At 44.5% G+C, this 23584-nt stretch carries 21 protein-coding genes; 5 read left to right on the forward strand and 16 right to left on the reverse strand.

What is annotated here, in order from left to right; translation table 11 throughout:
* Window positions 1-3: 3 nt before the first annotated feature.
* The 4 genes from NFI81_RS05180 to NFI81_RS05195 form a co-directional block, all read right to left on the reverse strand.
* Window positions 4-2571, reverse strand: a complete 2568-nt coding sequence (locus NFI81_RS05180; RefSeq protein ID WP_234613642.1) for a galactose oxidase — start codon at window positions 2569-2571, stop codon at window positions 4-6.
* A gap of 190 nt (window positions 2572-2761) precedes the next feature.
* On the reverse strand, window positions 2762-3478 hold the full coding sequence (locus NFI81_RS05185; RefSeq protein ID WP_234613641.1) for a LolA-like protein: 717 nt from the start codon (window positions 3476-3478) through the stop codon (window positions 2762-2764).
* 60 nt (window positions 3479-3538) lie between these two features.
* Window positions 3539-6091, reverse strand: a complete 2553-nt coding sequence (locus NFI81_RS05190; protein ID WP_234613640.1) for a TonB-dependent receptor — start codon at window positions 6089-6091, stop codon at window positions 3539-3541.
* 126 nt (window positions 6092-6217) lie between these two features.
* Window positions 6218-7066 (reverse strand): polysaccharide deacetylase family protein, encoded by an 849-nt coding sequence (locus NFI81_RS05195; RefSeq protein WP_234613639.1) that lies wholly within the window; start codon window positions 7064-7066, stop codon window positions 6218-6220.
* 111 nt (window positions 7067-7177) lie between these two features.
* Here NFI81_RS05195 and NFI81_RS05200 point away from each other — a divergent pair, with 111 nt between their 5' ends.
* From NFI81_RS05200 to NFI81_RS05215, 4 genes are read left to right on the forward strand one after another with little or no spacing between them, the layout of a single operon-like run.
* Window positions 7178-10408 carry a DUF1553 domain-containing protein gene (locus tag NFI81_RS05200; RefSeq protein ID WP_234613637.1) on the forward strand — a complete coding sequence of 1077 codons (3231 nt, stop codon included), beginning with the start codon at window positions 7178-7180 and terminating at the stop codon, window positions 10406-10408.
* A gap of 3 nt (window positions 10409-10411) precedes the next feature.
* The gene (locus tag NFI81_RS05205; protein ID WP_234613635.1) at window positions 10412-11929 is read left to right on the forward strand and encodes a DUF1501 domain-containing protein; all 1518 of its coding nucleotides are present in this window, start codon (window positions 10412-10414) and stop codon (window positions 11927-11929) included.
* A gap of 32 nt (window positions 11930-11961) precedes the next feature.
* The gene (locus tag NFI81_RS05210; protein WP_252176042.1) at window positions 11962-12468 is read left to right on the forward strand and encodes a hypothetical protein; all 507 of its coding nucleotides are present in this window, start codon (window positions 11962-11964) and stop codon (window positions 12466-12468) included.
* The gene (locus NFI81_RS05215; RefSeq protein WP_234613632.1) at window positions 12469-14283 is read left to right on the forward strand and encodes a M64 family metallopeptidase; all 1815 of its coding nucleotides are present in this window, start codon (window positions 12469-12471) and stop codon (window positions 14281-14283) included.
* 58 nt (window positions 14284-14341) lie between these two features.
* Here the strand turns inward: NFI81_RS05215 and NFI81_RS05220 are convergent, their stop codons facing one another.
* Window positions 14342-14644 (reverse strand): hypothetical protein, encoded by a 303-nt coding sequence (locus tag NFI81_RS05220; protein WP_234613631.1) that lies wholly within the window; start codon window positions 14642-14644, stop codon window positions 14342-14344.
* Window positions 14645-14648: 4 nt separating this feature from the next.
* Complete coding sequence (locus tag NFI81_RS05225) at window positions 14649-15413, reverse strand: ParA family protein (RefSeq protein ID WP_234613630.1); 765 nt, start codon at window positions 15411-15413, stop codon at window positions 14649-14651.
* A 159-nt stretch (window positions 15414-15572) separates the two neighbouring features.
* On the opposite strand from NFI81_RS05225, the gene NFI81_RS26380 reads away from it, so the two are divergent.
* Window positions 15573-15695: a hypothetical protein gene (locus NFI81_RS26380; RefSeq protein WP_255717414.1), complete on the forward strand. Its 123-nt coding sequence runs from the start codon at window positions 15573-15575 to the stop codon at window positions 15693-15695.
* Between the two features lie 49 nt (window positions 15696-15744).
* Here NFI81_RS26380 and NFI81_RS05230 read toward each other — a convergent pair whose 3' ends face one another.
* From NFI81_RS05230 to NFI81_RS05275, 10 genes are all read right to left on the reverse strand, one after another.
* Complete coding sequence (locus NFI81_RS05230; protein ID WP_234613629.1) at window positions 15745-17007, reverse strand: MFS transporter; 1263 nt, start codon at window positions 17005-17007, stop codon at window positions 15745-15747.
* Between the two features lie 17 nt (window positions 17008-17024).
* Window positions 17025-17264, reverse strand: coding sequence for a hypothetical protein (locus tag NFI81_RS05235; protein ID WP_234613628.1), 240 nt, complete (start codon window positions 17262-17264; stop codon window positions 17025-17027).
* 34 nt (window positions 17265-17298) lie between these two features.
* A complete protein-coding gene (locus NFI81_RS05240) occupies window positions 17299-17886 on the reverse strand; it encodes a TetR/AcrR family transcriptional regulator (RefSeq protein WP_234613627.1) in 588 nt (195 codons plus the stop codon).
* A gap of 98 nt (window positions 17887-17984) precedes the next feature.
* Window positions 17985-19466 (reverse strand): Eco57I restriction-modification methylase domain-containing protein, encoded by a 1482-nt coding sequence (locus tag NFI81_RS05245; protein WP_234613626.1) that lies wholly within the window; start codon window positions 19464-19466, stop codon window positions 17985-17987.
* A gap of 3 nt (window positions 19467-19469) precedes the next feature.
* Window positions 19470-19919, reverse strand: coding sequence for a PIN domain-containing protein (locus tag NFI81_RS05250; RefSeq protein WP_234613625.1), 450 nt, complete (start codon window positions 19917-19919; stop codon window positions 19470-19472).
* Entirely contained in the window at window positions 19916-20197 is a 282-nt protein-coding gene (locus tag NFI81_RS05255; protein ID WP_234613624.1) for a DUF6364 family protein, read from the reverse strand. The genes NFI81_RS05250 and NFI81_RS05255 overlap by 4 nt, the downstream gene beginning before the upstream one ends.
* A gap of 52 nt (window positions 20198-20249) precedes the next feature.
* Complete coding sequence (locus NFI81_RS05260; protein WP_234613622.1) at window positions 20250-20912, reverse strand: hypothetical protein; 663 nt, start codon at window positions 20910-20912, stop codon at window positions 20250-20252.
* Window positions 20894-21394: a hypothetical protein gene (locus NFI81_RS05265; protein ID WP_234613620.1), complete on the reverse strand. Its 501-nt coding sequence runs from the start codon at window positions 21392-21394 to the stop codon at window positions 20894-20896. The genes NFI81_RS05260 and NFI81_RS05265 overlap by 19 nt, the downstream gene beginning before the upstream one ends.
* A 100-nt stretch (window positions 21395-21494) precedes the next feature.
* Entirely contained in the window at window positions 21495-22520 is a 1026-nt protein-coding gene (locus tag NFI81_RS05270; RefSeq protein ID WP_234613618.1) for a Ppx/GppA phosphatase family protein, read from the reverse strand.
* Between the two features lie 48 nt (window positions 22521-22568).
* Window positions 22569-23582: a hypothetical protein gene (locus NFI81_RS05275; RefSeq protein WP_234613617.1), complete on the reverse strand. Its 1014-nt coding sequence runs from the start codon at window positions 23580-23582 to the stop codon at window positions 22569-22571.
* Between the last annotated feature and the right edge of the window lie 2 nt (window positions 23583-23584).

Below are 23584 nucleotides of genomic sequence, written 5' to 3' on the forward strand. Positions count from 1 at the left end.
CCGTCAGGAATGCAAAACTTCCGGCATGTCTTTTTGAAACTCTTCCCCGTAAATCCGCATGTATTCTCTGGCAAAATTTTCGAAAGTTGTTTTGGCCAGAGAATGCTTGCCCAACAGCGCCAAAGCCTTGCATTTGATGGTCATTGCTTCTTCATTTACCGGGTCAAAATAGAAAATGTAATTAGCGACTTTGATCATAAATTCAGGATCATCCGTAATTTTCACCGAAGCCGCGTAACGCAAGTAAGCATCAACTATTTCGTTGGAAATCTCAGATTTGAAACTATCCAGCCACTCATATTCAAGATCAGCCAGGAACGTCCCGCGTTTACTGATCTGGGAAAGGTCCACAATGTCTTGCTTGGAAAGCACACGCTTATCCGACACCAGTTTTAAATATTCAGCATAATCGACGTGAATGTGCTCATAGTCGATGTTAACACGCCAATATCCGCTCTCCTTGGAAATGTGACACCATTTCAATTTGTCCAAAATCCCTTTCAACTTGGCAATGTTCACCGCCCGGTTGTTCCGCGCGCTTTCCGACGATTTATCAAACCAAAGCAACTCCTTCAATTTTTCAGAACTGATCCCTTCCCTGCGAACGGAATGTAATAAGATCACTAAAAACAGTTCTTTGAGCAAAGGCGTAAATAGTCGCGTTATCTCAGTCCCTTGATCATCAAATAATTGCAGGTTACCAAACAGCATAATGCTGCTGTGAAGCGGGACAAGCCTGGTTTCAATGCTTTTTTCAGGAATGTCCGTGATCAGAGCAGGCTGGAAAGTAACTTCCTTAGCCATGATCTTTTCAGCCGGAACCGGCGCAACCTGTGATGTTACAAAATTTGGTTTTCTCCTTTTGTAAAAATAAAACCCGGCAACAACGGCCATTACCGCCCCAATAAACCAAAGCACATTTCCTGACCTAGCAGATGCCTGAGCAATGGCCGGAACTATTGCCAATGGTGGTGAGAAAAGGGAATAAATGGAAACCTTCGTTTGATTTTTATCAGTCCTGAATAGCGTTACCGCCACAAATCTGCCGGTTGATTCATCAAAAAACAGATCCGCAAATGATTCTGTATCAATGAATTCAAACGGAATCTTTGAGCCGACGACCTTATATTCCGGTTTTGAAAGCGAGCCTGTAATGAGCTGCAATGCAGAGTTAAATTTGTCTTTTGGGAAAATCAGCGCATAGTACGCGCCTTCTTTCTCCCTGACAATCATCGAATTTGCAAATACGAAATCTTCTTCCGGAATTTTCAGATCGTAGATTTTCTTGAACGAACCTGTTTTAGAATTGAAGAAAATCAGGTCATACCAGTTTCTCGGGTTCAGGATCTGCCGGCCGGTTACACTTCCATAACCGCCCATAATATATGCCCCGCCCGTTGCTTCACCCGCAGCGGCCAGATAACGAGGCGAAAAAACACTGTCCTGCCGACTCACCTGCGACCATTGTCCCGTTCCCGGATGATACTTTTGAATGATGTTTTTATATTCAAGATGGCCGTAACCGCCTAAAATATATATTGTTGAGTCTGTTTTGGAATAGAATTTATTGGCATGCAGGAAATGCGTTTTCAGTTCAGCTTTCACATCGGTTTTATCCCATTTACCACTGATTGTGTCGAAATGCGAAACCTGTTTTTCATTGATAAAAAGATTGTAAATCCGGTTCGTGGACTTTTCATAAAACACTTGGTTATCCATGAAAAGCGACTGTTGCTGAGACTGATACGGAATGCGCTTTACCTGATTGCTCGAAATGCGATGCATTGTCAATGTGTCAGTGCCAACAATGTACACGATCCCGGTTTGCTGGTCGCAAGTGACCCGGGCGGGACCTTGCACTACGAATGTTTGCAGCGGCTGCCATTCATAATGCATCTTCTTGATCCATAGTGGATTAGCTACAAGACCGTCTGTATTCTTTATGCTTCCGACTGCTTTTGTGCCACTCATTTCATCGAGATTCCAGCGATATTTTTCGTCGCCGTTCTCAGCAATGGCAATGTTCCGGATCTTCATGGGCGGAACGTCCGTGGTGTTGAAGTTTTTATATTTATTAGCACCAAAAAGAATCTTGAAACAGCCATTTTTTTCGAGCGTCACGGCCTGTTTAAACTGCTGCGTTCCACTAAAAACAGTGAGTGTCCCTGCCTTTTTGTCGAATACCAGCCGTATTTTGTTCCAGTTCTGGTAAAGGGAAGTTTCGTCAATATCAAAAGCGATTTTGGAGAATTTATCGCCAATCACCACTTTGAAACGGTCTCTATTGAGGGAAGAGTTGTCGTAAAGAATATCAATGTTCTTCCGGTCATTTTCGATCAGCCTCACAATGTAGCCGAAGTAGTTCTTTTTATGTTTGAGAAAGGAGACTTCAAACGAAATCTCAAAATTTTCGTCAAAACAAAGGGGTTTGTCCGGCGAAAGATCCAGGCCTGTCCTTTTATCCTGCACCGATTCAAAACTCTCAAAACCAAGCCCATAAGACTGGGCCGGGCACAAATTGATCATCCCGTAAAAAAACTGGATAGCAAGCAGGACAAAAAAAATTTTCAAACTTTTACACATATTCAAACGACCACGATCTGGCAGGGTGCGCAATTAGTAAATATTAAGATTTTTTTGGCTTCATTTTACTTTATCCCTTATTTATTTGTTTCGCCAACAATTCACAACCCACTGATAACAAGCAAAAAGGCACCGGAATGATTTCCGATGCCTTTTTAAGTTTGCAGAAGCGTTTCTGCTATTTCACCGGCCTTTTGAAAATTGCCGAGTCTACGGGCGTATTTACAGATACTTTGCTGGTAATAAAGGACATAGTGCCCATTTGCGCATTAGTGATGTCCATCGTATTTGGAAATTTAACACCTTCAACCTCCTTATAGTCCGAAAGATCAATTTCGCCGCTCTGGCCATTCATATCTACTTTTACCCTGCTTACCAGGTAAGTTTCAGCGTCGAGATATTCATCCATTGTCGTTCCTTCTTTTGAAGTCACTTTCAAATGGTAAACGTCTTTTTTGTCCAGTTTCTCTTTGCCAACGAGCTCTACTTTGTTTCCTTTTTCCTTATAATTAACCAGGCCGCCAAAGGGATCAAGTGACGCGATCTGCTGTTTCAGCTGGTCGGCAGGCATATCCTCAGGTTCGCCTGTGCCACCCATTTGCGTGGGGCGGATCATCCAGCCTTTGGAATCGTCCACCACCTGGACCATTGAATTACCCATTACAGTCGACTCATTGCGAAGCGATTTTCCAACGACGAGAACCGTTTTGGTTGGGATTTCCATGCCTTGGACAGCCAGTGAGCGCTCGGTAATGACCGTGTTAACTGCCTTAATTTTATCCATTCCGCCCAAAGCAGTTACATGTTTGTCCACGATTTCGTCGACCGTTTGCGCAAAAGAGCCTGCCGAGATCAAAGCCGCTGCAAAAGCGACGAACATTTTGGTTGTTTTCATACGTAGGTTTATTTGGAGTTAAATTAGTTTGTTTTCTTTAAAGTATTGATTGTGAATTTACTACCGGGGAGCATTGCCGCCGCCCGCAGGAGCGGGTCCCGATTGTCCGCTGCCTTCGCTCTTCACGTCGTCGTTGTTAACCGACTTGGCTTTGCGTTTCGGAGCATCCATCGTCATCTTTCCGATTTTATAGGTAAATGTCAGCCTTACACCGCGGTTGTACATAAAAATATCGTTAACCTGGTTGAAATCGGGAGACGTCAATTCTGTATGCATTTTGAAACGTCTGCTCAGGAAGTTTTCGGCAGCTAAGCCCAAACTTGCTTTTTTATCCGCAAATTCTTTTTTCACACCCACGGTGTAAAAGCCAAACCCGCCCTGATGTCCCTGCAACTGAACCGTATTTCCTTGCATAAAGCCGAATGCCTGGGCTCCCCAGCCATTTTTGAATGTTGCCTGAGAAAACAAACCGCCGCTCACGACGAAACCTGAATTATCCAATGTTCTGGAGACGCCTTTTTCCAGTGTCTGGCCTGTTAATGTGGTGTAATAAAGATTTGAGAATATCCCGAAACTGATCTTCGTAGTTGCTGCGACATTCGCAAACAAGTTCAAACCATAAGCATGTTGCTTTCCGATGTTCTCGTAAGTGGTGATAATCGCTCCCGCTAGTGTATCCGACGGCTGGCGCACCTGCGTGATCGCATTATTGGTCACCCGGCCAAAGAACGTTGCGTTGATGAACGTTTTCTTAATGTTTTTGCTCAATCCCAATTCAAAGTTATTGGTCAGTTCCGGTCTTAGTTCCGGGTTACCAATGGTAATGTTCTGCGGGTTGGCCGAGTTGAAGTTCGGGTTCAGCTGCTGTAAACCAGGACGCTGGATCCGACGGTTATAACCCAGTTTCAAGGTTGTTCCCTTGAACGTTTTGGAAGCATTTACACTCGGCACAAGCACACCATAATTACCCACACCAACCGTTCCTTCATTTGTGCTGGCATCAATGAATGTATGCTCATAGCGCAAACCACCTTTAAATGTGTAGCGTTTTTTGGTTGTATAAGTGTAAGAAGTGTAACCTGCTGCAATATTTTGGTGATAAGTCAAATCCCCCGCCGGTTGATCCAGTTCGGGGCGGAAATCACCAGTTGGATCAGCGATCAGGAAGTTGTAGGCGCTCGTAACTTCCCGGAAAATGGCTTTTCCACCAAATTCCAGCATTTGATTCTTTTTGATAGGCGTTTGATAATCAGACTGTAACGTAAATTCCTGGTTAATGCTCTTGTTTAAATTGCGCTGGCGGTTGAGAAGCTCGTTGCTGCCGTTCAAAATATCCGCGTCAAAATCATTGGTCAGATCATTACGGCTGTAAAGTGTTGAAATGCTCCATTCCTGCTGCGGTTTGAATGTATGCAGGTAATCAATGTTCGCATCTATCGTTCCCGAAAGGTTTTTTGCATCTACATTACGCGCTGAATTCAAGTCCATTGAACCCGTTTTCATAATGCGTGTTATCAGATCCTGCTGGCTGCGGAAGTTGCGCACACCATAACGAACGCCTGCTGTAATGCTTTGATTCTTAGCCAGATCATAATCAAAACCAAGGTTATAATTTCCAAATAATCCACGGCTCGATCCGTCACCGGTCTGGCGCGTCACTGTAGACACATCATCCACAATGCTGGTTTGTTCCAGGGTTGTTTTAGTGATCGTGTTGTACATCCCACGACCAAAACCGCCAATGGTAAATCCGGCTTTTCCTTTGCGGTAACCACCATTTAAAGAAAGGATAGAACCGCGGTTTCCGATGCCGGAATCCACATTCAGGTTCAATCCCTGCAAGCTGTTTTTCTTGGTGATAATGTTGATGATCCCGCCGGAACCTTCCGCATCGTATTTGGCCGAAGGACTGGTGATCACCTCCACCGTCTTGATCTGATCAGCCGGAATCTGCTTCAACGCGTCGGCAACGCTGTTTGCAATGATCGTACTCGGCTTATTGTTTATCAGCACACGAATGTTCTGACTTCCGCGCAACGATACATTACCATCCAGATCGACCGTTAGAAGCGGCACTTTCCGTAAAATATCCGTAGCGTCGCCGCCTTTTGCAGTGATGTCTTTTTCAGCATTGTAAACAAGTCTGTCGACCTTTTCTTCAATCAAGGCAGCTTGTCCCGTAACGGTAACTTCGTTTAATGTTTTGGTATTTGACGACAAATTGATCACGCCCAGATCCAGCTCCTGACCTTTGTTGATTGTAATGTTGTCTATTGTTTTATTTACAAAGCCAATAAACGAAATCAGGACTTTATAGTCACCTGCTGCGAGTTTGGATAATGTGAATTTACCTTTTTCATCGGCAACCGTTCCGTCAACAGCCTGACCGCTTGCTTTGCTGTAAAGTGCAATGCTGGCAAATTCGATGCCTTTTGCTGAGGAGGAGTCTACGATTGAACCGGAAAGTTTTGCAGTTCCTTTGGGGCTTTGGTCCCCGGCAGTTCCGGGCAGTGCCTTGGGCTGAGTGGTTCCACCGGCACCTGGAAATTGTGCAATTGCGGGGGAAACGAAGGAGGCCAGAATGATGAATAAAGAAAGAAGAAGTTTGATCATTGTTATGGGATTGTATTTCACCATAAAAATGCAACGGAATAAAAAAACCTTATAGTAAATTATGATAAAGGCTTGATTAAACGGGATGGATGAAGCATTGGCGCAGATGGGCGAACCCTTTCAGGCTCACTTCGCCAAGTCCTTATACCCGATCAAAGTAATCTTCTTTTCTTTAATGGCAGCTTTGACCTTTGCGCTTGTAAAAAGATCAGTCACGCCCTGGCGGTCCGCAGCCACATCTTCATAGCCGATATGGTGGATGGCTTGTAATTCTGCATCATTGAGCCCGGGGTGGTCCACAAACATATAAGTTTTGCCGGGTTGTAGCTTATCCAGCATTTTAATGAAGCTATCTATTTTTTCTCCGGGAGTCTTGTGTGGTCCTTCATAACCGATATAGCTGACATTCGCGGGTTCGGGATCAATGGGGATTTTGTATTCTTTTGCCAGCTTTTTGGTCAATGCTCTTACTTCTTCGGAAATGCCCGTGCAGCCCATATGCGACGAAAAGTGCGTGATAGTGGGCAGTTTTTTTAATGCCAGTTCAATTTGCGCCCTGAACTCTTTTTCCACATCTTCAATCTTCCAGCTGTTTTCCATGATGGCGCGTTTGGGATAATTTTTATTGGCGCGCACCATGGGATAAAAATAACCGTCTTCATCAACAAGGCTTGGGCAATCCGAAACCGGCCGCCACTTGACATTATCCCATTCGCTGGTCAGTGCAAGGTGAATGCCAATGTCAGCACCGGGGTTGTCTTTCAGCATTTGCACCGCTTCCGGAAACCACGGCGATGGCACGATCACTTCAATGGATGTTTGAAAACCTTCCTTGAAACATTTCAAAAGCGCGAGGTTGCCCGAATGTGAGTAACCCATATCATCACCACGAACAATCAGTCGCGGCGCTGGCTGCTGTGCCTGGCATGCCAGTGCAAATAAAAACAGCGAAATCGAAAGGAAAATGTGTTTCATGGGCTTATTGGCAGCCGGTTAATGCTGTGTCGCAAATATAGCGATAGGAGAAATATTTAGGATTAAACTTTGAATGCTAAATAAAAAATGACTAAAATCGGTATGACTAAAATGCTTGCAAAGCTAATATGTATCCTTTTCAGCATCGTAATGCTTTCCTGCGCACCCGATCTGCCCGAGGATGTGCAGCTTGCGTACGAGGAACTGCCTGAAAGACTGGACTATAACCAGCACGTAAAACCGGTGTTATCCGACAAATGTTTTGCTTGTCACGGACCGGATAAGGCAAAGCAAAAGGCAGGATTGAGGCTGGACATTCAGGAAGCTGCATATAGTGATCTTCCCGAAAATAAAGGAAAAGTCGCCATTGATCCGGGCGATCTTGAAAACAGCGAAGTTGTCCGCCGCATCCTCTCGGGCGATCCCGAATATAGGATGCCGACGCCTTCGTCGCATTTAAGTCTGAATGCCAAAGAGAAAGCAATTTTGGTAAAATGGATCGAAGACGGCGCAGCATATAAGCCGCATTGGGCATTTGTGAAACCTGATAAAACCGAAGTTCCGGAAGTGGAAAATGAGGATTGGGTCAAAAATCCAATCGACCATTTTATCCTGGCAAAACTGGAAGCAGAAAAACTCAAACCTTCGGGCGAAGCCGATAAAGAACTGTTACTCCGCAGGTTATCTTTTGATTTGACCGGGTTACCTCCTACAATTGCAGAAATTGATGCCTTTTTGAGTGATAGGTCAGCCAATGCTTACGAAAAACAGGTTGACCGGCTCCTGAAATCGCCGCATTATGGTGAGAAAATGGCGGTCGATTGGCTCGACTTAGCGCGTTTTGCGGATTCGCATGGTTACACCGTCGATCGTCTGCGCGACATGTCGCCTTACCGCGATTGGGTGATCGGCGCATTCAATCAGAACTTTCCTTATGACAAATTCCTGCACTGGCAGCTTGCTGGCGACCTTATGCCCAAACCGACAAAGGATATGCTGATCGCAACGGCTTTTAACCGCAACCATCAGCAAAATATGGAAGGTGGGATTATTGAAGAAGAATTCCAAACTGAATACGTGGTGGACAGGACGAACACATTTGGCGACGCAATGCTCGGATTGTCAGTAGGCTGTGCCAAATGTCATGATCACAAATACGACCCGATTTCTCAAAAAAACTATTACGAGCTTTTCAGTTTTTTCAATAATGTAAAAGAAGCCGGCCAGATTTCCTGGGATGATGCGCTTCCCGCGCCGACATTGATGTTACCGACCAATGAGCAGGAGAAAATGCTCCGATTCCTGAAATCGCGGGAGTTGGAACAACAAAAAATAGTTGAACAAAACCGAAAGGTTGATAATGCCGGCTTTGAGAACTGGTTAGGCAGTGACGGTTTCAAAAAGTTGGCACATGAAAAAATCCCAAAGGCTGGCCTGCAAGCGCATTTTTCGTTTGATAAAAATACATTATCCAGTCAAATTTTGACGAATGATGTGAATCCGAAGCAGGCCGGAATCATGAAACGTGAATCGGGCATGACTGGCGATAAGCCCGTTTTCGCGAGCCATGGGCAAGGCTATGCGATGCGTTTTGATGGAGATGTATTTTTAGATCTGAATCAGGTTGGTGTTTTCAGGAGATCGGAACCTTTCAGCATTGGAATCTGGTTGAATGTGCCTGAGGGCATGAAGGAAGGTGTGATTTTGCATAAGAGCCAGGCGGAGCGGCTTTATAACTTCCGCGGCTATCATCTTTATCTGAAAAACAACAAATTGGAGCTGAATATGGCGCACACCGCGCCGTCGAATGCGATTACGAAAGTTTCGAAATCGTCAGTGCCCAGAGAAAAATGGATCCAGTTAACGATCACATATGACGGATCCTCGAAAGCAGCTGGCTTCAAGTTATTTCTTGACGGTGCGGAAATGGCGATGGAGACTGAGACGGATCAGTTGACAAAGGATATTTTATTTAAATCCAAAGTGCAACCGGGACTGCAAATAGGAGCCTGGTGGCGTGGAAACGGCTTTAAAAATGGATTGGCGGATGACATTGTCGTGTATAACCGCGTTTTGACGCCATTTGAAACAGGAATTCTGGCTGGCAGACTTGACTGGAAATCGATTGCATCTTTGGACAAAGGCGCAATGCCGGACAAGCAGCTTAACGTGCTGAAAGATTACTATTTAGCAGCGGTTTCGCAGTCGGTTAACAATGCGGAAAGCGAATTGCGCAATATCCGGACAACATTAGCTGATTCTACAGAAAACATCCGGGAACTAATGGTTATGCAGGAAATGCCGAAACGGAAGAAAGCGCACGTTTTACTCCGCGGAAATTATGATGCTTTCGGGGAAGAGGTTTTTCCAAATACACCGAAATCAATATTGGTATTTCCTGAAAATTTACCCAAAAACAGATACGGCCTGGCGCAGTGGCTGACGAGTAAGGATAATCCGCTGACGGCGCGGGTTGCAGTGAACCGGTTCTGGCAGAATTTCTTCGGCACCGGACTTGTAAAAACCACAGAAGACTTTGGTAATCAGGGTGAAATGCCAAGCCATCTGGAATTACTGGACTGGCTGGCAATCGGGTTTCAGGAATCGGGCTGGAATGTGAAACAATTGAATAAGCTCATCGTGATGTCGGCCACTTACCGGCAGCGATCGGATGCATCCAGAGAAGTCCGTGAAAAAGATCCGGAAAACCGGTTGCTTTCACACAGTCCGGCTAACAGGCTTACGGCCGAAATGATTCGGGACAATGCATTGGCCGCGAGCGGTTTGATTAACAAGAAAATAGGCGGCCGGAGCGTGAAACCTTACCAGCCTGATGGACTTTGGGAAATTAATAATACAACTTATCAGCGTGATTCAGGGGAAGCAGTTTACAGGCGAAGTCTTTATATAATCACAAAACGGTCCGTCCCCAATCCGACGCTCGCGACATTTGACGCCACTTCCCGGAGTTTTTGCGTGGTAAGGCGGCAAAAAACCAATACGCCGCTGCAAGCGCTGGTAACATTAAATGATCCAACATTCAATGAAGCAGTGAAAGTGATGGGCCAGCAGATGGCTGCCAGTAAGAACGCAAATGATGCCATAGTAACGGCTTATCGCAAGTTAACAGGCAGAAAACCCTCCAAACAGGAAGTGGCTTTGATGGCAGAATTACAGAAAAAGCAGTTGGAAAAATTCAAAAGCGATCCAAAAAAAGTGGTGGGCTGGCTTGCCGAAGGACAATATGTTATTGATAAGAAAGCGGATCTGGCGCAAATAGCTGCCAATGCGGTCGTTGCGAGCACAATTTTGAATTCGGATGCATCCTTAACCAAGCGATGAACCATGGAAAATCACCATCATGAAGAACCTTTCAGGATCAACAGCCCTGAATTTGATATACTGAATAAAAAGCTGGAAAGGCGCAATTTCCTGGTTAAAACCTCACTGGGGCTGGGTGCACTGGCGATTGGATCGTTGTTTGGCGCCCAAAAACTTTTAGGTTCAGGGGCAGCCGCCACTTCCGAAGGCGCTGCAAGTTTGGAAGAAAAGGTGCTGAAAGCATTGCCGCACATTGCCCCCAAAGCGAAAAGAGTAGTTTACCTGTTCATGGCAGGCGGTCCTTCGCAGTTTGAGACATTCGATTATAAGCCAAAACTGGTCAGTATGGCTGGCCAGAACCTGCCGGATTCGGTTAGAAAAGGCCAAAGGTTAACGGGCATGAGCGCAAACCAGAGTTCATTGCCAGTTGTTCCGTCGATTTACGGATTCAACCAGCATGGCAAAAGCGGGACTTGGGTGAGTGAATTAATGCCTTATACGGCTAAGGTTGTGGACGAGTTATGCATGATCAAATCGATTTATTCCGAGGCGATTAACCATGATCCGGCGATCACATTTTTTCAGACGGGAAACCAGCTGCCAGGCAGGCCTTCCATTGGCTCCTGGGTTAGCTATGGGTTGGGGACGGATAATCAGAACCTTCCATCATTCATTGTTTTGGTTTCTAAAAACGGCTCCAAAGACCAGCCGTTGTATGCCAGACTTTGGGGAAACGGATTTTTGCCATCCAAACATCAGGGTGTTCAGTTCAGGTCTGGAAAAGATCCGGTGCTTTTTTTGAACAATCCCGAAGGTTATGACGGTGCAGACAGGAAAGAAATGCTGGATTATCTGGCCAAACTCAACCAGCTTCAAAACGAGCCTTATGGCGATCCCGAAGTGGATGCGCGCATTGCGCAATATGAGATGGCATTCCGCATGCAAACGTCTGTGCCCGAAGTGATGGATACGGCGGGAGAACCCGATGAAATCTTTGAATTGTATGGACCCGATAGCCGCGATTCCGGCACTTATGCCGCCAACTGCATTCTGGCACGCAAGCTTTTGGAGAAAGATGTCAAATTCGTTCAGCTTTATCATCAGGGCTGGGATAACCACGGCGGATTACCCAAAGGCATCGCGCACCAATGCAAAAATACGGATCAGGCAACGGCTGCATTGATCATGGATTTGAAACGCAGGGGTTTATTGGACGACACACTCGTGGTTTGGGGAGGTGAATTTGGCCGGACGGTTTATTCGCAGGGCAAACTAACCGCCGAAGATTACGGCCGGGACCACCATCCGCGCTGTTTCACCATGTGGATGGCCGGAGCGGGGGTAAAGCCGGGGATCAGCTTTGGTGAGACGGATGATTTTAGTTATAACATTTTGAAAGATCCGGTGCATGTGCATGATTTTCAGGCAACGCTAATGCATTTAATGGGCGTGGACCATGAGCAACTAACCTATAAATTTCAGGGCCGCAGATTCAGGCTGACGGATGTGCATGGCCATGTTGTGAAGAGCATTCTGACTTAATAATGTTGAATGCAACCGTTTTATGCAAATTTGTGTCAGCAATATTGATGGATAAATTTGGCCTTTTGCTGACTGTTATGATTGCCGCGCAACTGTCGGGTTGTAAAACTGCTGAGTCGACGCTCCGTATTGAAAATGTTAGAAATTACGATCCCGACGCGGCTAACCATATTCTGTTCCTGGATTTTAAGATTACCAAACGAGACGGAAAAACGGAACATGTCGAGCTGGTAAATGCGGTTTCCGGAAGTGGAAAGTTGAAAAATCTGGCGGCGCCGGTTCATAGTCCTCATCAGATTAGCGTGATCCCGCGCTATTCGGTTGGTCACGAGGAAGTTCCGCTTTTTTTTGAACATCCGCTTTTTAAATCTGTTGAGGTCGCTAGCCAGGATGGAAAGCTCAGTAAGCGGGATTTGCATGCTAAGGAAGGCATTCTTTCAGTTCGCATGCAAAGGAAGAATGGTTTGGAAAAGATTGAATTACACAGCCTTACGCCGGACAGAGGAGACATCAAAATTTACACACTAAACTTAAAATAAATGACCAGACTTTTTACCCTCGCACTTTTTTTATTCTCTTGTTGCAATTGCTTTTCTCAGAAGTTCAAGGTTGATACGATTTACAAGCATGGGTCGATTGATAACCGGGTTAATGTGGTCATTCTGGGGGATGGTTTTACGCAGGCGGAGCTTCCGAAGTTTACAGAAGAGGCTGCGAAATTTGCCGATTTCTTTCTCAACTATGCGCCGTATAATGCTTACCGCAATTATTTCAACTTCTTCTCCATTGCTACGCCTTCCAAAGAAAGCGGTGTGACCAATCCGGGAAATGCGCCGGATGCTTATCCAGACCAGCCGGTTGGCAAAAAAGACACTTATTATGGTGCCACTTTTGGCGAATACATTCATCGGTTGGTGGTTGCACAGAATTATCAGAGGCTTACTGATGTGCTCGGTTATAATTTTCCGATGGCCGATCTGGTGGTGATGCTGGTCAATACACCTTTTTATGGCGGTTCTGGCGGTGGGATTGCGGTTCATACACTACATTCAACGGCAAACACGATCGGAGTGCACGAGATCGGGCATACATTTTCGTTCCTGAACGATGAATATTGGGCGGGGCCGCAATATGGCTGGGAGGCTGCGAATATGACCGCTATCAGTGATCCGGCAAATGTTAAATGGAAAAACTGGCTTAACGAAACCAACATCGGCGTATTTCCGCATGGTTACGGAGAAGCGGCAAAGTGGTTCAAGCCAACGCATGCAAATTGCCTGATGGAATATCTAGACCGTCCGTTTTGCGCGGTTTGCAAGGAAGCAACGGCTGAGCGGATCTTGCAAATTGTGAACCCAATTGATCGCGCATCGCCGGAAATTACGGAAGATATTGTGCTGGAAGCGGAGCCCCAAACATTCAGACTTGAACTGGTCGAACCGGAGCCGAACAGCCTGAAAGTGGAATGGTTGCTGGATGAAAAATTGATTAAGACCGGAAATGCGATCAGCTTGTCTGCGGCTGATATGCAGGAGAGCACCGGTAAATTAATCGCCTCTGTTTTTGATACGACGCTTTTGAGCAGGCGAGAAAAGATGGAAGACCAGCGTACCCGGAGCGTTCAGTGGAATTTGGTTAAAAGTGATGCCCCGCAGGCCTTCAAATTAAAAACTTCGGATTCCAGCATTTGTCCGGGCGAATTCAGTGTGATTACTGCATCGGGTTGCAAAGGAAATGTGAGCTGGTCTACGGGGCAAACCGATCTTTCTATTCGTGTAACACCCAAAGAAACAGCCCATTATTCAGCCACCTGCAAAACTGCGGGATTGCCTGATTCAACATTGCGAGCTCAGATTATCGTTTTTGCGAAGCCAGAGGCGACGGCAACAAACACCGGGCCGTATTTTGAACAAGCAACCATTGAAATTGCTGCCAGCGGCGGGCTGCAATATTTCTGGACGGGACCAAATGATTACTCATCGCAAGTGCAGGTTTCGCTGATCGAAAATGCAACTGTGGCCAATGCCGGCACTTATGAAGTAAGGGTGATTGATTTAAATGGCTGTTCTGACACCGCCAGTACGGAAGTAAAAGTGGATCCGATACTCGCTGTTGAGAATCCGTCCAGCGCACTGGTGCAGGTTTCGCCTAATCCCGCAAAAGGCTTTGTGAAAGTGACAACGAAGCTTACCGGGAAATCGATTTTTACATTGTTCGATATCACAGGCCGGAAAGTGCTGGATAAGAATTTCGAAGGGCAAACCGAAGTGGATCTTCACAAAAGCACTGGAGTGTATTTATATCGGTTCAGTAATGGCGGGCGGGAGGTTACAGGCAAGTTGCTGATCGAATGAGGGAGGGCAGTAAAAAAAGGAAAGTCTCCGGGAGCAATCGCCGGAGACTTTCCTTTTTTTATTCACCAACAGACTTCGGCTTACGACCCACTTTGGTGCGATTACGGATTTTGTCCGGGCGCGGGCGAATTTCTTTGTCTTGGAAATAGAGTTTCAGAGATTCAAGAATGATGTCCTTTTGCGTGAGACCTTCCCAGTAACCGTAATCCTTCATGTTTTCCATCAAAATGTAATCACAATCAAAAGTTACTTTCGTAGGCGCTCCATCAGCCACCTCATTGGGTTTGTTGTTATCAAGCTCCTCCTGAATGTCAGCAACCAGCGGAAGTGGTGCAAACTCAAATTTCCTTTCCTTTGCCATCGTGTCAGTTATTAATTCGTTCTAAAATTTCTCTGGTCAATTTGTAATAATCTTCCGCGCCATTGCTGTTCGGTGCGTAATCAAATATGGTTGTTCCGTTTGCCTGCGCTTCGGAAAGCGCAACGTTATCACGGATATAGGACGCCATAAATACGTCGCCAAGTTGTTCCTTCGTTGCACTGATCAGTTCATGACTGATCTTCTTTCTGATCTTAGGGTTGTATCTCGTTGCAAACACACCACCCAGGTTCGTACTCGGGCTAATTTTCTTGATCTCGGCAGAGTAAACTAAGAAATTGCGAAGACCTTCATAACTCAAAAACTCGGCCTGCAACGGGACGTAATACTGATGGCATGAAACCAGGGCCAATCGCGTATTTCCGTATAAAGCAGGCGGGCAGTCAATGATCACAAAATCGTAACGGTCCTTTATTTTTTCCAACGCAATTTTGAGGTTGAAAGGAAAGATCGGAGCCGCCTTGATCGTGTCTTCACGGTGTATCAATTCTGCCGATCCCGGCAACACATCAATATCCCCAACCCGCTTGACGATCTCATCAAATTCATATTCGCCGGTGATGAACGAGCCGCTGTCTTTTTTAAGCCCGGCATGTTGAATGCCGAAACTTTTGGTAAGACTAGCCTGCGCATCCAGATCGATTACCAACACTCTTGCATTGGCAAATTTGCTGAGACCGGCAGCAATACTTTGAGCCGAAGTGGTCTTTCCCACACCGCCTTTGTTGTTGACAATACTAATGATTTTCATTTAAAAGTATTATAAGTATAAAAAGATAATAGTTTATTTCAAGTTTGATATGTAAATAAACGTAAAATAATTTTATACCTAATCCTTATAAATAGAAAGTCTCAAAAGTTTTTCGCTTTGTAAATGTATAAATCTTTTTAAAAGAATAATAAGTATTAAATGAATTTATTTTTGGATTTTATGAAAGCGACTTATTTTCAGAGCGTTACCAAGCTTGTCAGCCTGAGCGGAGACGAAGGCGCGCTACTTCTGGTAACGCGCCTTCGTCTCCGCTCAGGCTGAAAGGGGATGTGACGTAGTTGCTTTTTCTAATGCTAAACTGTTTTTGAAGCTACACAGCAGGCTTCACCACAACATCCGGTGCAGTCGAGAGAAGTTTTGCTGTAACGTATTTATCAATTCTATACATTAAAAATGCCGTAACGATTACAGCGAAGACAACCACATTTCCTAATGTTGGATAATGTTCAATAAATCCGGTGCTGGTTTCCGAGACGATAAATCCTGCCAGAAGCGCTGCGAGTCCTCCGGCAATTTGCTGGATTGAGGAGTTGATTCCCATAAATGCACCGCGGTCTTGCGGCTCGGGAACGGCTGTCATGAGCGCGGAAGCTGAGATCATTCTGCCGGTGATGCCAACAAAAAGCAGCACATTCAAAATAATAATGATCCAAAGCGGCGTCACACTCAGATTGCAGTAAATGAGGGTCATCACGCAGGTGATCACTGAGCCCGCAAGGAAAACTTTGTACTTCCCAATCTTGTCGCTGAGCTTGCCAATGAACGGACTAAATACCAGCATGCAAAGTCCGGTGATCATATATAATGTTGGCAGTTGCGCTTCGTGGATGCCCAGGTTGTTGACACCATAAGCAGTTCCGAAAGGCATCAGCATAAACCCACCCGTTGCCAATAATGTAGTCGCCGCAAAACCCTGCAAATATTCGGGACGGGATAATGTTTTTCGCAAATGCTGAAATGCGTTGCTTTGACTCTGGATATTTAAATGTGCGTTAATAGGTTTCATATAAGTCACAATCAGCAAGCCGACAACTACGCTTAATCCAACGATCATCAGAAACGGTGCATGCCAGCTGAATTCCTTGGCAAGGTAAAGTCCGATGGGAATTCCCAAAACCTGACTGCTGGCAAAAGCCATTTGAACAAATCCCATCACACGTCCCCGCATGTTGATGGGAAATAGATCAGTAATAATAGCAAAGCTGATGGAACCGATCACGCCTCCGAAAAGTCCGGTGAAAATACGCGCCATAAGCAAAAAGTGATAAGTAGGAGCGATGCCACACAGAAAAGTGCCGACCATAAAGCCCGTATAGAAGAACAGGAGCATTTTTTTGCGATCAAACTTATCTGCAAATCCGGCAGTAAGCAACCCGGCCGCTCCTGCGCTGAACGCATATGCGGAAACCACAAATCCAAACTGACTTGTGGTGATATCAAGCTTGTCAAGGAGAATATAGCCCAATGGTGAAAGGACCATAAAATCGAGGACAATGGTGAACTGTAATGTGGCAAGAACGGCAATGATGAATTTTTCATAGCCGGAGAATGTGCTTTTTTCGATTTCTGTCATATGGTTTTGTTTAGTTTTCAGTCTGTTAATTCTTCGCAATTGTATCCCGCTTTCGTCACCAAGTGGATTACGGGTTCATGATTGGGATGTGTGGCTTCAATACGCAGGACATTGTCGCAGTCCGATAAATCAATGTTCCATCTGATAATTTCCGAGCAGCCATCAAGCAATGGAGACAGTGATTTAACATCTTTTTTACGATTTATGTTGGTGCGGAAGACCAATATAAACTCTTGTCTATCGGGATTATTTTTCATATCAGCTAATTTAAGACGGCAGGAAACCCAGGTTTTAAGGTTTTAAAGCCTTGATAACCAGGCTTAATGTTAGATTTATCTTCTCCTCATCCAAAATAAATGGCGGTCGGCCAGGCATGCTTGATTTTGCAATGTGAAATTTTACCAGTTGATATAGCGGCGCAAAGGCAATGGACCAGTAAATCTCAACCGGCAACGGGATAATTTCATTCCTTTCAATGGCCCTGTGCACGAACCTGTGCATCGCATTCAGAAAACGCGTGTCAATATTGGAGCGGTCGACCAGGGGTGAATGCTTCACTTGCTCTGTAAAAAACATGCTATACGGATTTTCAAAGCAATAATTCATCCTGTTAAGCCACTGCACTTTCAAGCCTTCGTCAAAATGGGACTCGGGATCAAAGTCACGTAGTGTTGCTTCAACCATCTTCTGCATTTCCTCGGCATACAGCTGTTGGATCAGATCTTCGCGGTCTTTAAAATAAATATAGATCGTCGCCACCGAAACGCCGGCCGCTTTGGCAAGCTTATGCATACTTAAACCTTCAAATCCGTGCTCGACAATCATTTCGATCGCTTTTTCACGGATAACGGTTTCCTTGTTAATGTCCCTGGTTCTCAATACATAGTCAATAAGATTTAGTTACAAATATAAATGAACGTTCGTTTATTTATCGAAGTTTTAATTAAAAAATTTACTTACAAATGATGTTTTTGAGCTTATTCTGGCAGGATTATGATGAAATTTTCAATGATCTTTTTGTTGTATCCTTTGTAACCTCCCTGAAAATCCCGGCCGGCAATGGCAATGAATTCGGCCATTCGTGGAGAATTCAGTTGGGCTAGTAATGCATCATAATCACCGTCATATTTTATAAAATAGCCTGAGTAAACCGTCACTTCCGGGTTTTCGTATAACACGAAATTGGGAGCAAGGTTCATTGGAGAAAAGACAATTTTTTTACCAAATGTGCTGTCCAATCCCTGCGCACGGCCGAAAGCATACCACGCAACCGCATTAGGCTTACCATTATCACGACGATCAAGCGCATGTTTTACTTTAAGCAAATAGGAAAAAGTTTGAGGAAATTGTTCTTGAAGGATATTTTCAGAGATAATGCGCTGTTTTCCAGCGGCATCTTTCTGATAAGGGAACAAAATATATTCGGTAACCGGATCGTCCGACGACTTTAATTTAGACGCCTTAATGATGGGTTTCAGGATTGTTTTTTCAAGATAAACAGACATGCCGTTCTTGCTTTTAGCATAGACAATGTTATCATCCTCACTAATGATCGAAAACAGATAGTAGGCATCCGCTAAGGTGGTTACACCCACGGAAATCTGGCAAATATCACCAAGTCGTTGACCCTGAATGTGTTCGGAAGTGTTTACTGACAGTTGCCAGGGTTTCAATTCGGAGAGTTCTGAGAAGTGAATTTGACGTTTTGTATATTGTAAATCGGCGTTTTCGCACTGTTCATATGTGAAGTTCTCCTGCTTCACATTTCCAAAAATCGTGATCGCAGAATAAGTAGCCGTATTTGCAAAAACCGGCACAGAGCCATAATTGGTGATTTGTTTTAGCTTTTTATTCTGGTGAAAATAGGAGCGAAGCGGCCTGCCTGTTTCCGAGGTCAGAAAGCCATTAGGCGTTATAAATCCGCAGGTTCCATTCGTTGAAAGCAACGTTGTCGCCAGCTCGAAAAACGCAATATAAGCATCCGTAGAGCCTTTTTTGCAAAAAGAATAATGGGATTGGATGAATGTCCTTTGCGTTAAAGGAAGATGCTGAATGCGGATGTAGGGAGGATTACCAATGATAAAATCAAATCTGGCGCGCTTTCGGACCTGTTTCAGCGCGTCACAAAGTTTAAGATTCCACTTAATGCTTATGCCCAAAGGATCGACTAGGGCATCTAAATTCTTCCGGCAAATTTCGAGTGCATTGCGATCAATGTCCCAGCCATATATTTGGTTTAAAATATCAACAAGTTGCTCATTATCAGTTGTTCTAATAATGTGTTCAACAATCGGAACCAGAAAACGTCCATCGCCACAAGCCGGATCCAGGATTTTCTTGTTGCTTAAATCAGCGTTATAAAACCCAGCATCGCTTAGGATTTTTTCAACAATATGAAGTGGCGTGTAAACCTGGCCAAGTAGCTTTTTCTTCTCGTAAGTGCGTGTTTTTGAAGCCATTCATTAAAAGTCGATGCCTTCCTTGGCACCGGTAACATTAGTCACAAAATTTCTTGGTGAAAAAATCTGGATGGCGTCTTTGGCGAAAGGCTTAAAGTCGGAAATGTTGGATGTAATGAGATAGTTACACTCATCTTTTATAGCATTCATATATTGATACGAATCTTCCAGGTCTTTGAAGGTAGAGTCTAAGCCGTCTGTGAACACTTTTTTATCAGTTTTACAGATGTGAAACATGGTAAGATATTGCTCAATTTGCAACTTTAATCTTTCTCCTCTAACCCCCTGTTTGTGTAAAACATAAGTAAATGTATAGATGCTGCCAGCCGATATTACAATGGAAACGTCGTTTTTCAATGCCCAGAAAATCAAATAGGAAATTTCAACTGGCTGTCCTGTTTTACGCATTAGGGCATGGTCAAGCAATACATTCGTATCAAAGAAAATCCTCATAAACTGTAACGATCTTTAATTCGCATGTCCTGGATTTCGTCGTCAGTCATGTTATCCAGCGGCCCGCCTTTTGCGCAGCCCATCAATTGATATGCTAGTGAACTTTTGAAATCAGATTGATTTTCTGCTTTGCTCGTTTTTGAATACTCAACCAAATAATCCTCCACGATGTTGGAAAGCGAAGACCCATCTAATTGCGCATATTTTTTGGCATTTTCAATGGCCGATTTTTTGACGGTCAGCGTCAACTTCACCTTTGGCTCTTTTGCAGATTTCATTTTACACGTGTGTTATTGAATAAAAGCATCTAAATATACGTATAAAAATTTATTATTTCAATTCACAAATCCGAAACCCTGGCAGCTTACTGATGTAATCCGTCACCACCGGCGGGTCAATGTCCCGAAACAAAACTTCATATGTATTTTCATAAAATGAAAACGAAGTTCCGTCGGAGCGGGTGCGTTTTGTGCCGCTTTTGTAGAGGTTTCCGATTTCTCCTTTTTCTAATGCGACCTTGTCGATGAAGCCGAGCAGAGAGGCGACGGTTCCTTCGGTGGGACATTGGTGGAAGGAAATGCAGAAATAATGCGAAGTTTTGGAATTGGCTTTGTGCAGTTGTGATGATGGAATGTTCAAAACATAATCGGACCCTAGCATGCCCGTTCGACGCTTCATGGATTTGATGTCCACGGAAAATGAATGTTCATCCGATTTGATCAAAAAATCCTGACCCCAATCCTGACCGTCCGTTGCGCCGAAGGATTTAGTCGGCCGTGGCAAATGATAGCAATCTGCAAAAATGACTTCGCCCAAACTTCCGGTAAAACGCATCATCCTGGTTTGTGAAAGTTTGTCGTTTTGCTTGTCCCAAATATTGGCGACGTGATGATGGCGAAGTGAATGCTCAACCAGCTCCCGAGCAAAAAGCCGCTGATTTTCGCCGATTGAGATTTGAATATACGAGCCCTTGGTCAGAACAATTTGCTCCATGCAAATCTAATCGCTAGTAAAGTGAGTACAAAACCGATTAAAATGGCACTAAACGGAACGTAAGTCCATGCTACTAAGTGGATTCTGTCGACAAACCACATAACACCGATGAGTGCAAAAATCAATGTCAGAAATCCGGAAATTTTGCCAAAGCCAGGAATGAGGGAAAACGGGATCTTGGCTTTGATCAACATCAATGTCAACGCCATTGAAATGACCGGTAAAAACTGCATGATAATGTTTGCCTGCCAGATACTTTGTCTCTCAAACAGAAAAAGATAAATGTTAAGCGTGACAGCAAAAATTCCGGGGATGCAAACTGCGTAGACGAGCACGGCATATACGTAACTCCAAAATTTAACATTCCCGCTGCCATCCGCCGCCAGTCCGATGATCCAGGCAAAAATGGGTAACAAAATAAAATAGATCGCCAGCGGCCAGGGGTTTTCCGAAATGGAATTAAAGAGTTGGGATAGTGTCATGTGGTAAGCTGTAATAAAAGGGAAAGATAACAAAAAGAGGAGGGGAATTTTACATTTGTAAATTTCCCCTCCTCCAAAACCAATTTCAACTACTATAAGCTTACAGCCCTAATAGAAAGCCGATTGTAAAGTTAGCATCCCAGTCAAAAACAAATTGCTGACAGCCAGTTGCATCCGTCACCGCTTTGTAAATGTTCACACCAGCTTTCGATTTAGCATTGGTCAATTTAGAATACGCTAATGGCGCGCTCAATGTGGTGTAACGTTCTTTTCCTTTGCGCACTTCCTTGGCCATTTCAAAAGGGACACCGCCAATGATGAAGCAGGTTTTTCTCAGATCTTCGGGAATTTGTTTAGCCTTAGCGCTCACTTCCTGATACACTTTGGAATCATCCGTTCCCTCTTGGAAATATTTAGCTCCATATGACTCGATAGCAGAAACTTTTCCATTCTCCATCCAGGAAATTTTAGTGTTTCCGGAACCAATGTCAACTACAAATGATTTGCTGGCATACTCAGCTGGTAACACCGATTTCAATGCCAATTGGCCTTCCTGCTCGGCTGTGACCTGATTTACAACATATCCCAGTGATTTCAAAACCCTTGTAATTTTCAAAGTAACATCGGCTTTTGCAGCTCCGGAGCTTACAACAAAGTGAATGTCTTTGCTGCCCACGCCGTAGTCCAGCATGCCGCCAATGTATTTTTTCAGGCCAATTCTAACATCCTCATCAGTCGCCATATTTTCAGTTACAAGGCTGTTACCGAATTCAGATTTTTCCAGGGACCAGCGTTTTTCTTTATCTACTTTAATAATGAAAGAGTTAAAACCGCTCGCGCCAAGCTCAACTACCCCGCGCAATTTACCGTCTACTGGCACAGGAGGTGTGTAGCTGAATGTTGAAACTTCTGAGCTCGTCGCATCGGAATTTTCTGTTGGCGTTTCTGTTTCTGACGAAGGCATATCGGGATCGGTGTTACTCGCTTCCGTCTGCGGACTCTGCGCCCGGTCCTCGCTCATTTGGTTCAAAGCTTTTTCGCCGCCCAGATATTTATATCCTAAAAAGATGGCTCCGATAATGATAGCGGTGATGATTAACCTGCCTGCAACTGTTAGTCTTTTCATTGATATTTTGTGTAAAATGAATAATGTAAATCGAAATAAGGAAGAATCTTAATCCAGCAAGCCTTTATAACTGGAATCTTTTGGAGTTTCTACCGAACGGTTAGTTGGCTGCGGATTTTCAAGTTGGATCAGTCTAAACTGACCGGAATTATAAGCTTCAAGCATGGCCTGTCCTTTATCAGAAAGCAAACCATTTTGAACATCCACGCCGTTGATAAAGTCCAGTGACAGATCCATCGCACGTTTCATCTCACCCAACTTCTGGCTCATATCGTCCTGAATGTATTCCATGGACTCGTCGAAATAGAACTTCTTGTCAGGATTTCCCTTGAAAATGCTGATTGCCGTACGCAATGCATTGGAGCTTTCTTTTACAATTCTATATTCCGCTTCTTTGAGCTTGACCTTAATTTCCGTCTCCTTAATGATGTAATCAGCGCTTTTATTCACTTTTTCCATGAATTCCAGCACCGTTTTCATGTTGCGTTGCAGCGGGAAAAGCTTCTCGTTCATTTCCTGTAAACCGGCTCCTTCAATCGTTGCTAGCGAGGCCGTTTCCTTCATTCCCGGACGATCCAGCATGGTGCTCGCTTTGTTTGCCTCCGCAAATTTCTGCTTGATCTGCTCATTATTCTCGTTAATATTTTTATTCAATTTCACAAGCTGACCCGCCAGCGTGTTGATCTGACCCTGCATTTTCTCTCTTTTTTCTTTCAGGTCATCAATATAGATTTTCATGATCGCAATCGGGTCGAGCTTGATAATCAGGCCGGTTATGTTGCGCATGAGTGTTTTGAACAGGAAGAAAACCGCCGTCCTCACATCTTTGCTGGTAAACAGGAAGATAAGCAGCGCGAGCACAGCCATTAAAAAGCCCAGATAAAGTGTGTTTTTGGTCACTTCTATCAGGAAAGCTGCGATTTTATTCCAAAAATATAGGGTTATGGCCCCGGCTCCTCCGAGAAATAGGAGTGAGGTTATGCCTTCGGGTTTACTCCAGTAAGATCGCTTTGAGCCATCATCCTGCGAACCGCCGATTTGTGTAAAATCTGGTGTAGCCATTG

Source organism: Dyadobacter fanqingshengii, from assembly GCF_023822005.2.
Lineage (GTDB): Bacteria > Bacteroidota > Bacteroidia > Cytophagales > Spirosomataceae > Dyadobacter > Dyadobacter fanqingshengii.

Excerpts from the sequence above, each read along its gene's own strand:
- NFI81_RS05185 (WP_234613641.1), bottom strand. The coding sequence starts at position 3,478 with ATGAAAACAACCAAAATGTTCGTCGCTTTTGCAGCGGCTTTGATCTCG.
- NFI81_RS05190 (WP_234613640.1), bottom strand. The coding sequence starts at position 6,091 with ATGATCAAACTTCTTCTTTCTTTATTCATCATTCTGGCCTCCTTCGTT.
- NFI81_RS05195 (WP_234613639.1), bottom strand. The coding sequence starts at position 7,066 with ATGAAACACATTTTCCTTTCGATTTCGCTGTTTTTATTTGCACTGGCA.
- NFI81_RS05200 (WP_234613637.1), top strand. The coding sequence starts at position 7,178 with ATGCTTGCAAAGCTAATATGTATCCTTTTCAGCATCGTAATGCTTTCC.
- NFI81_RS05205 (WP_234613635.1), top strand. The coding sequence starts at position 10,412 with ATGGAAAATCACCATCATGAAGAACCTTTCAGGATCAACAGCCCTGAA.
- NFI81_RS05215 (WP_234613632.1), top strand. The coding sequence starts at position 12,469 with ATGACCAGACTTTTTACCCTCGCACTTTTTTTATTCTCTTGTTGCAAT.
- NFI81_RS05220 (WP_234613631.1), bottom strand. The coding sequence starts at position 14,644 with ATGGCAAAGGAAAGGAAATTTGAGTTTGCACCACTTCCGCTGGTTGCT.
- NFI81_RS05225 (WP_234613630.1), bottom strand. The coding sequence starts at position 15,413 with ATGAAAATCATTAGTATTGTCAACAACAAAGGCGGTGTGGGAAAGACC.
- NFI81_RS26380 (WP_255717414.1), top strand. The coding sequence starts at position 15,573 with ATGAATTTATTTTTGGATTTTATGAAAGCGACTTATTTTCAGAGCGTT.
- NFI81_RS05230 (WP_234613629.1), bottom strand. The coding sequence starts at position 17,007 with ATGACAGAAATCGAAAAAAGCACATTCTCCGGCTATGAAAAATTCATC.
- NFI81_RS05235 (WP_234613628.1), bottom strand. The coding sequence starts at position 17,264 with ATGAAAAATAATCCCGATAGACAAGAGTTTATATTGGTCTTCCGCACC.
- NFI81_RS05245 (WP_234613626.1), bottom strand. The coding sequence starts at position 19,466 with ATGGCTTCAAAAACACGCACTTACGAGAAGAAAAAGCTACTTGGCCAG.
- NFI81_RS05250 (WP_234613625.1), bottom strand. The coding sequence starts at position 19,919 with ATGAGGATTTTCTTTGATACGAATGTATTGCTTGACCATGCCCTAATG.
- NFI81_RS05255 (WP_234613624.1), bottom strand. The coding sequence starts at position 20,197 with ATGAAATCTGCAAAAGAGCCAAAGGTGAAGTTGACGCTGACCGTCAAA.
- NFI81_RS05260 (WP_234613622.1), bottom strand. The coding sequence starts at position 20,912 with ATGGAGCAAATTGTTCTGACCAAGGGCTCGTATATTCAAATCTCAATC.
- NFI81_RS05265 (WP_234613620.1), bottom strand. The coding sequence starts at position 21,394 with ATGACACTATCCCAACTCTTTAATTCCATTTCGGAAAACCCCTGGCCG.
- NFI81_RS05270 (WP_234613618.1), bottom strand. The coding sequence starts at position 22,520 with ATGAAAAGACTAACAGTTGCAGGCAGGTTAATCATCACCGCTATCATT.
- NFI81_RS05275 (WP_234613617.1), bottom strand. The coding sequence starts at position 23,582 with ATGGCTACACCAGATTTTACACAAATCGGCGGTTCGCAGGATGATGGC.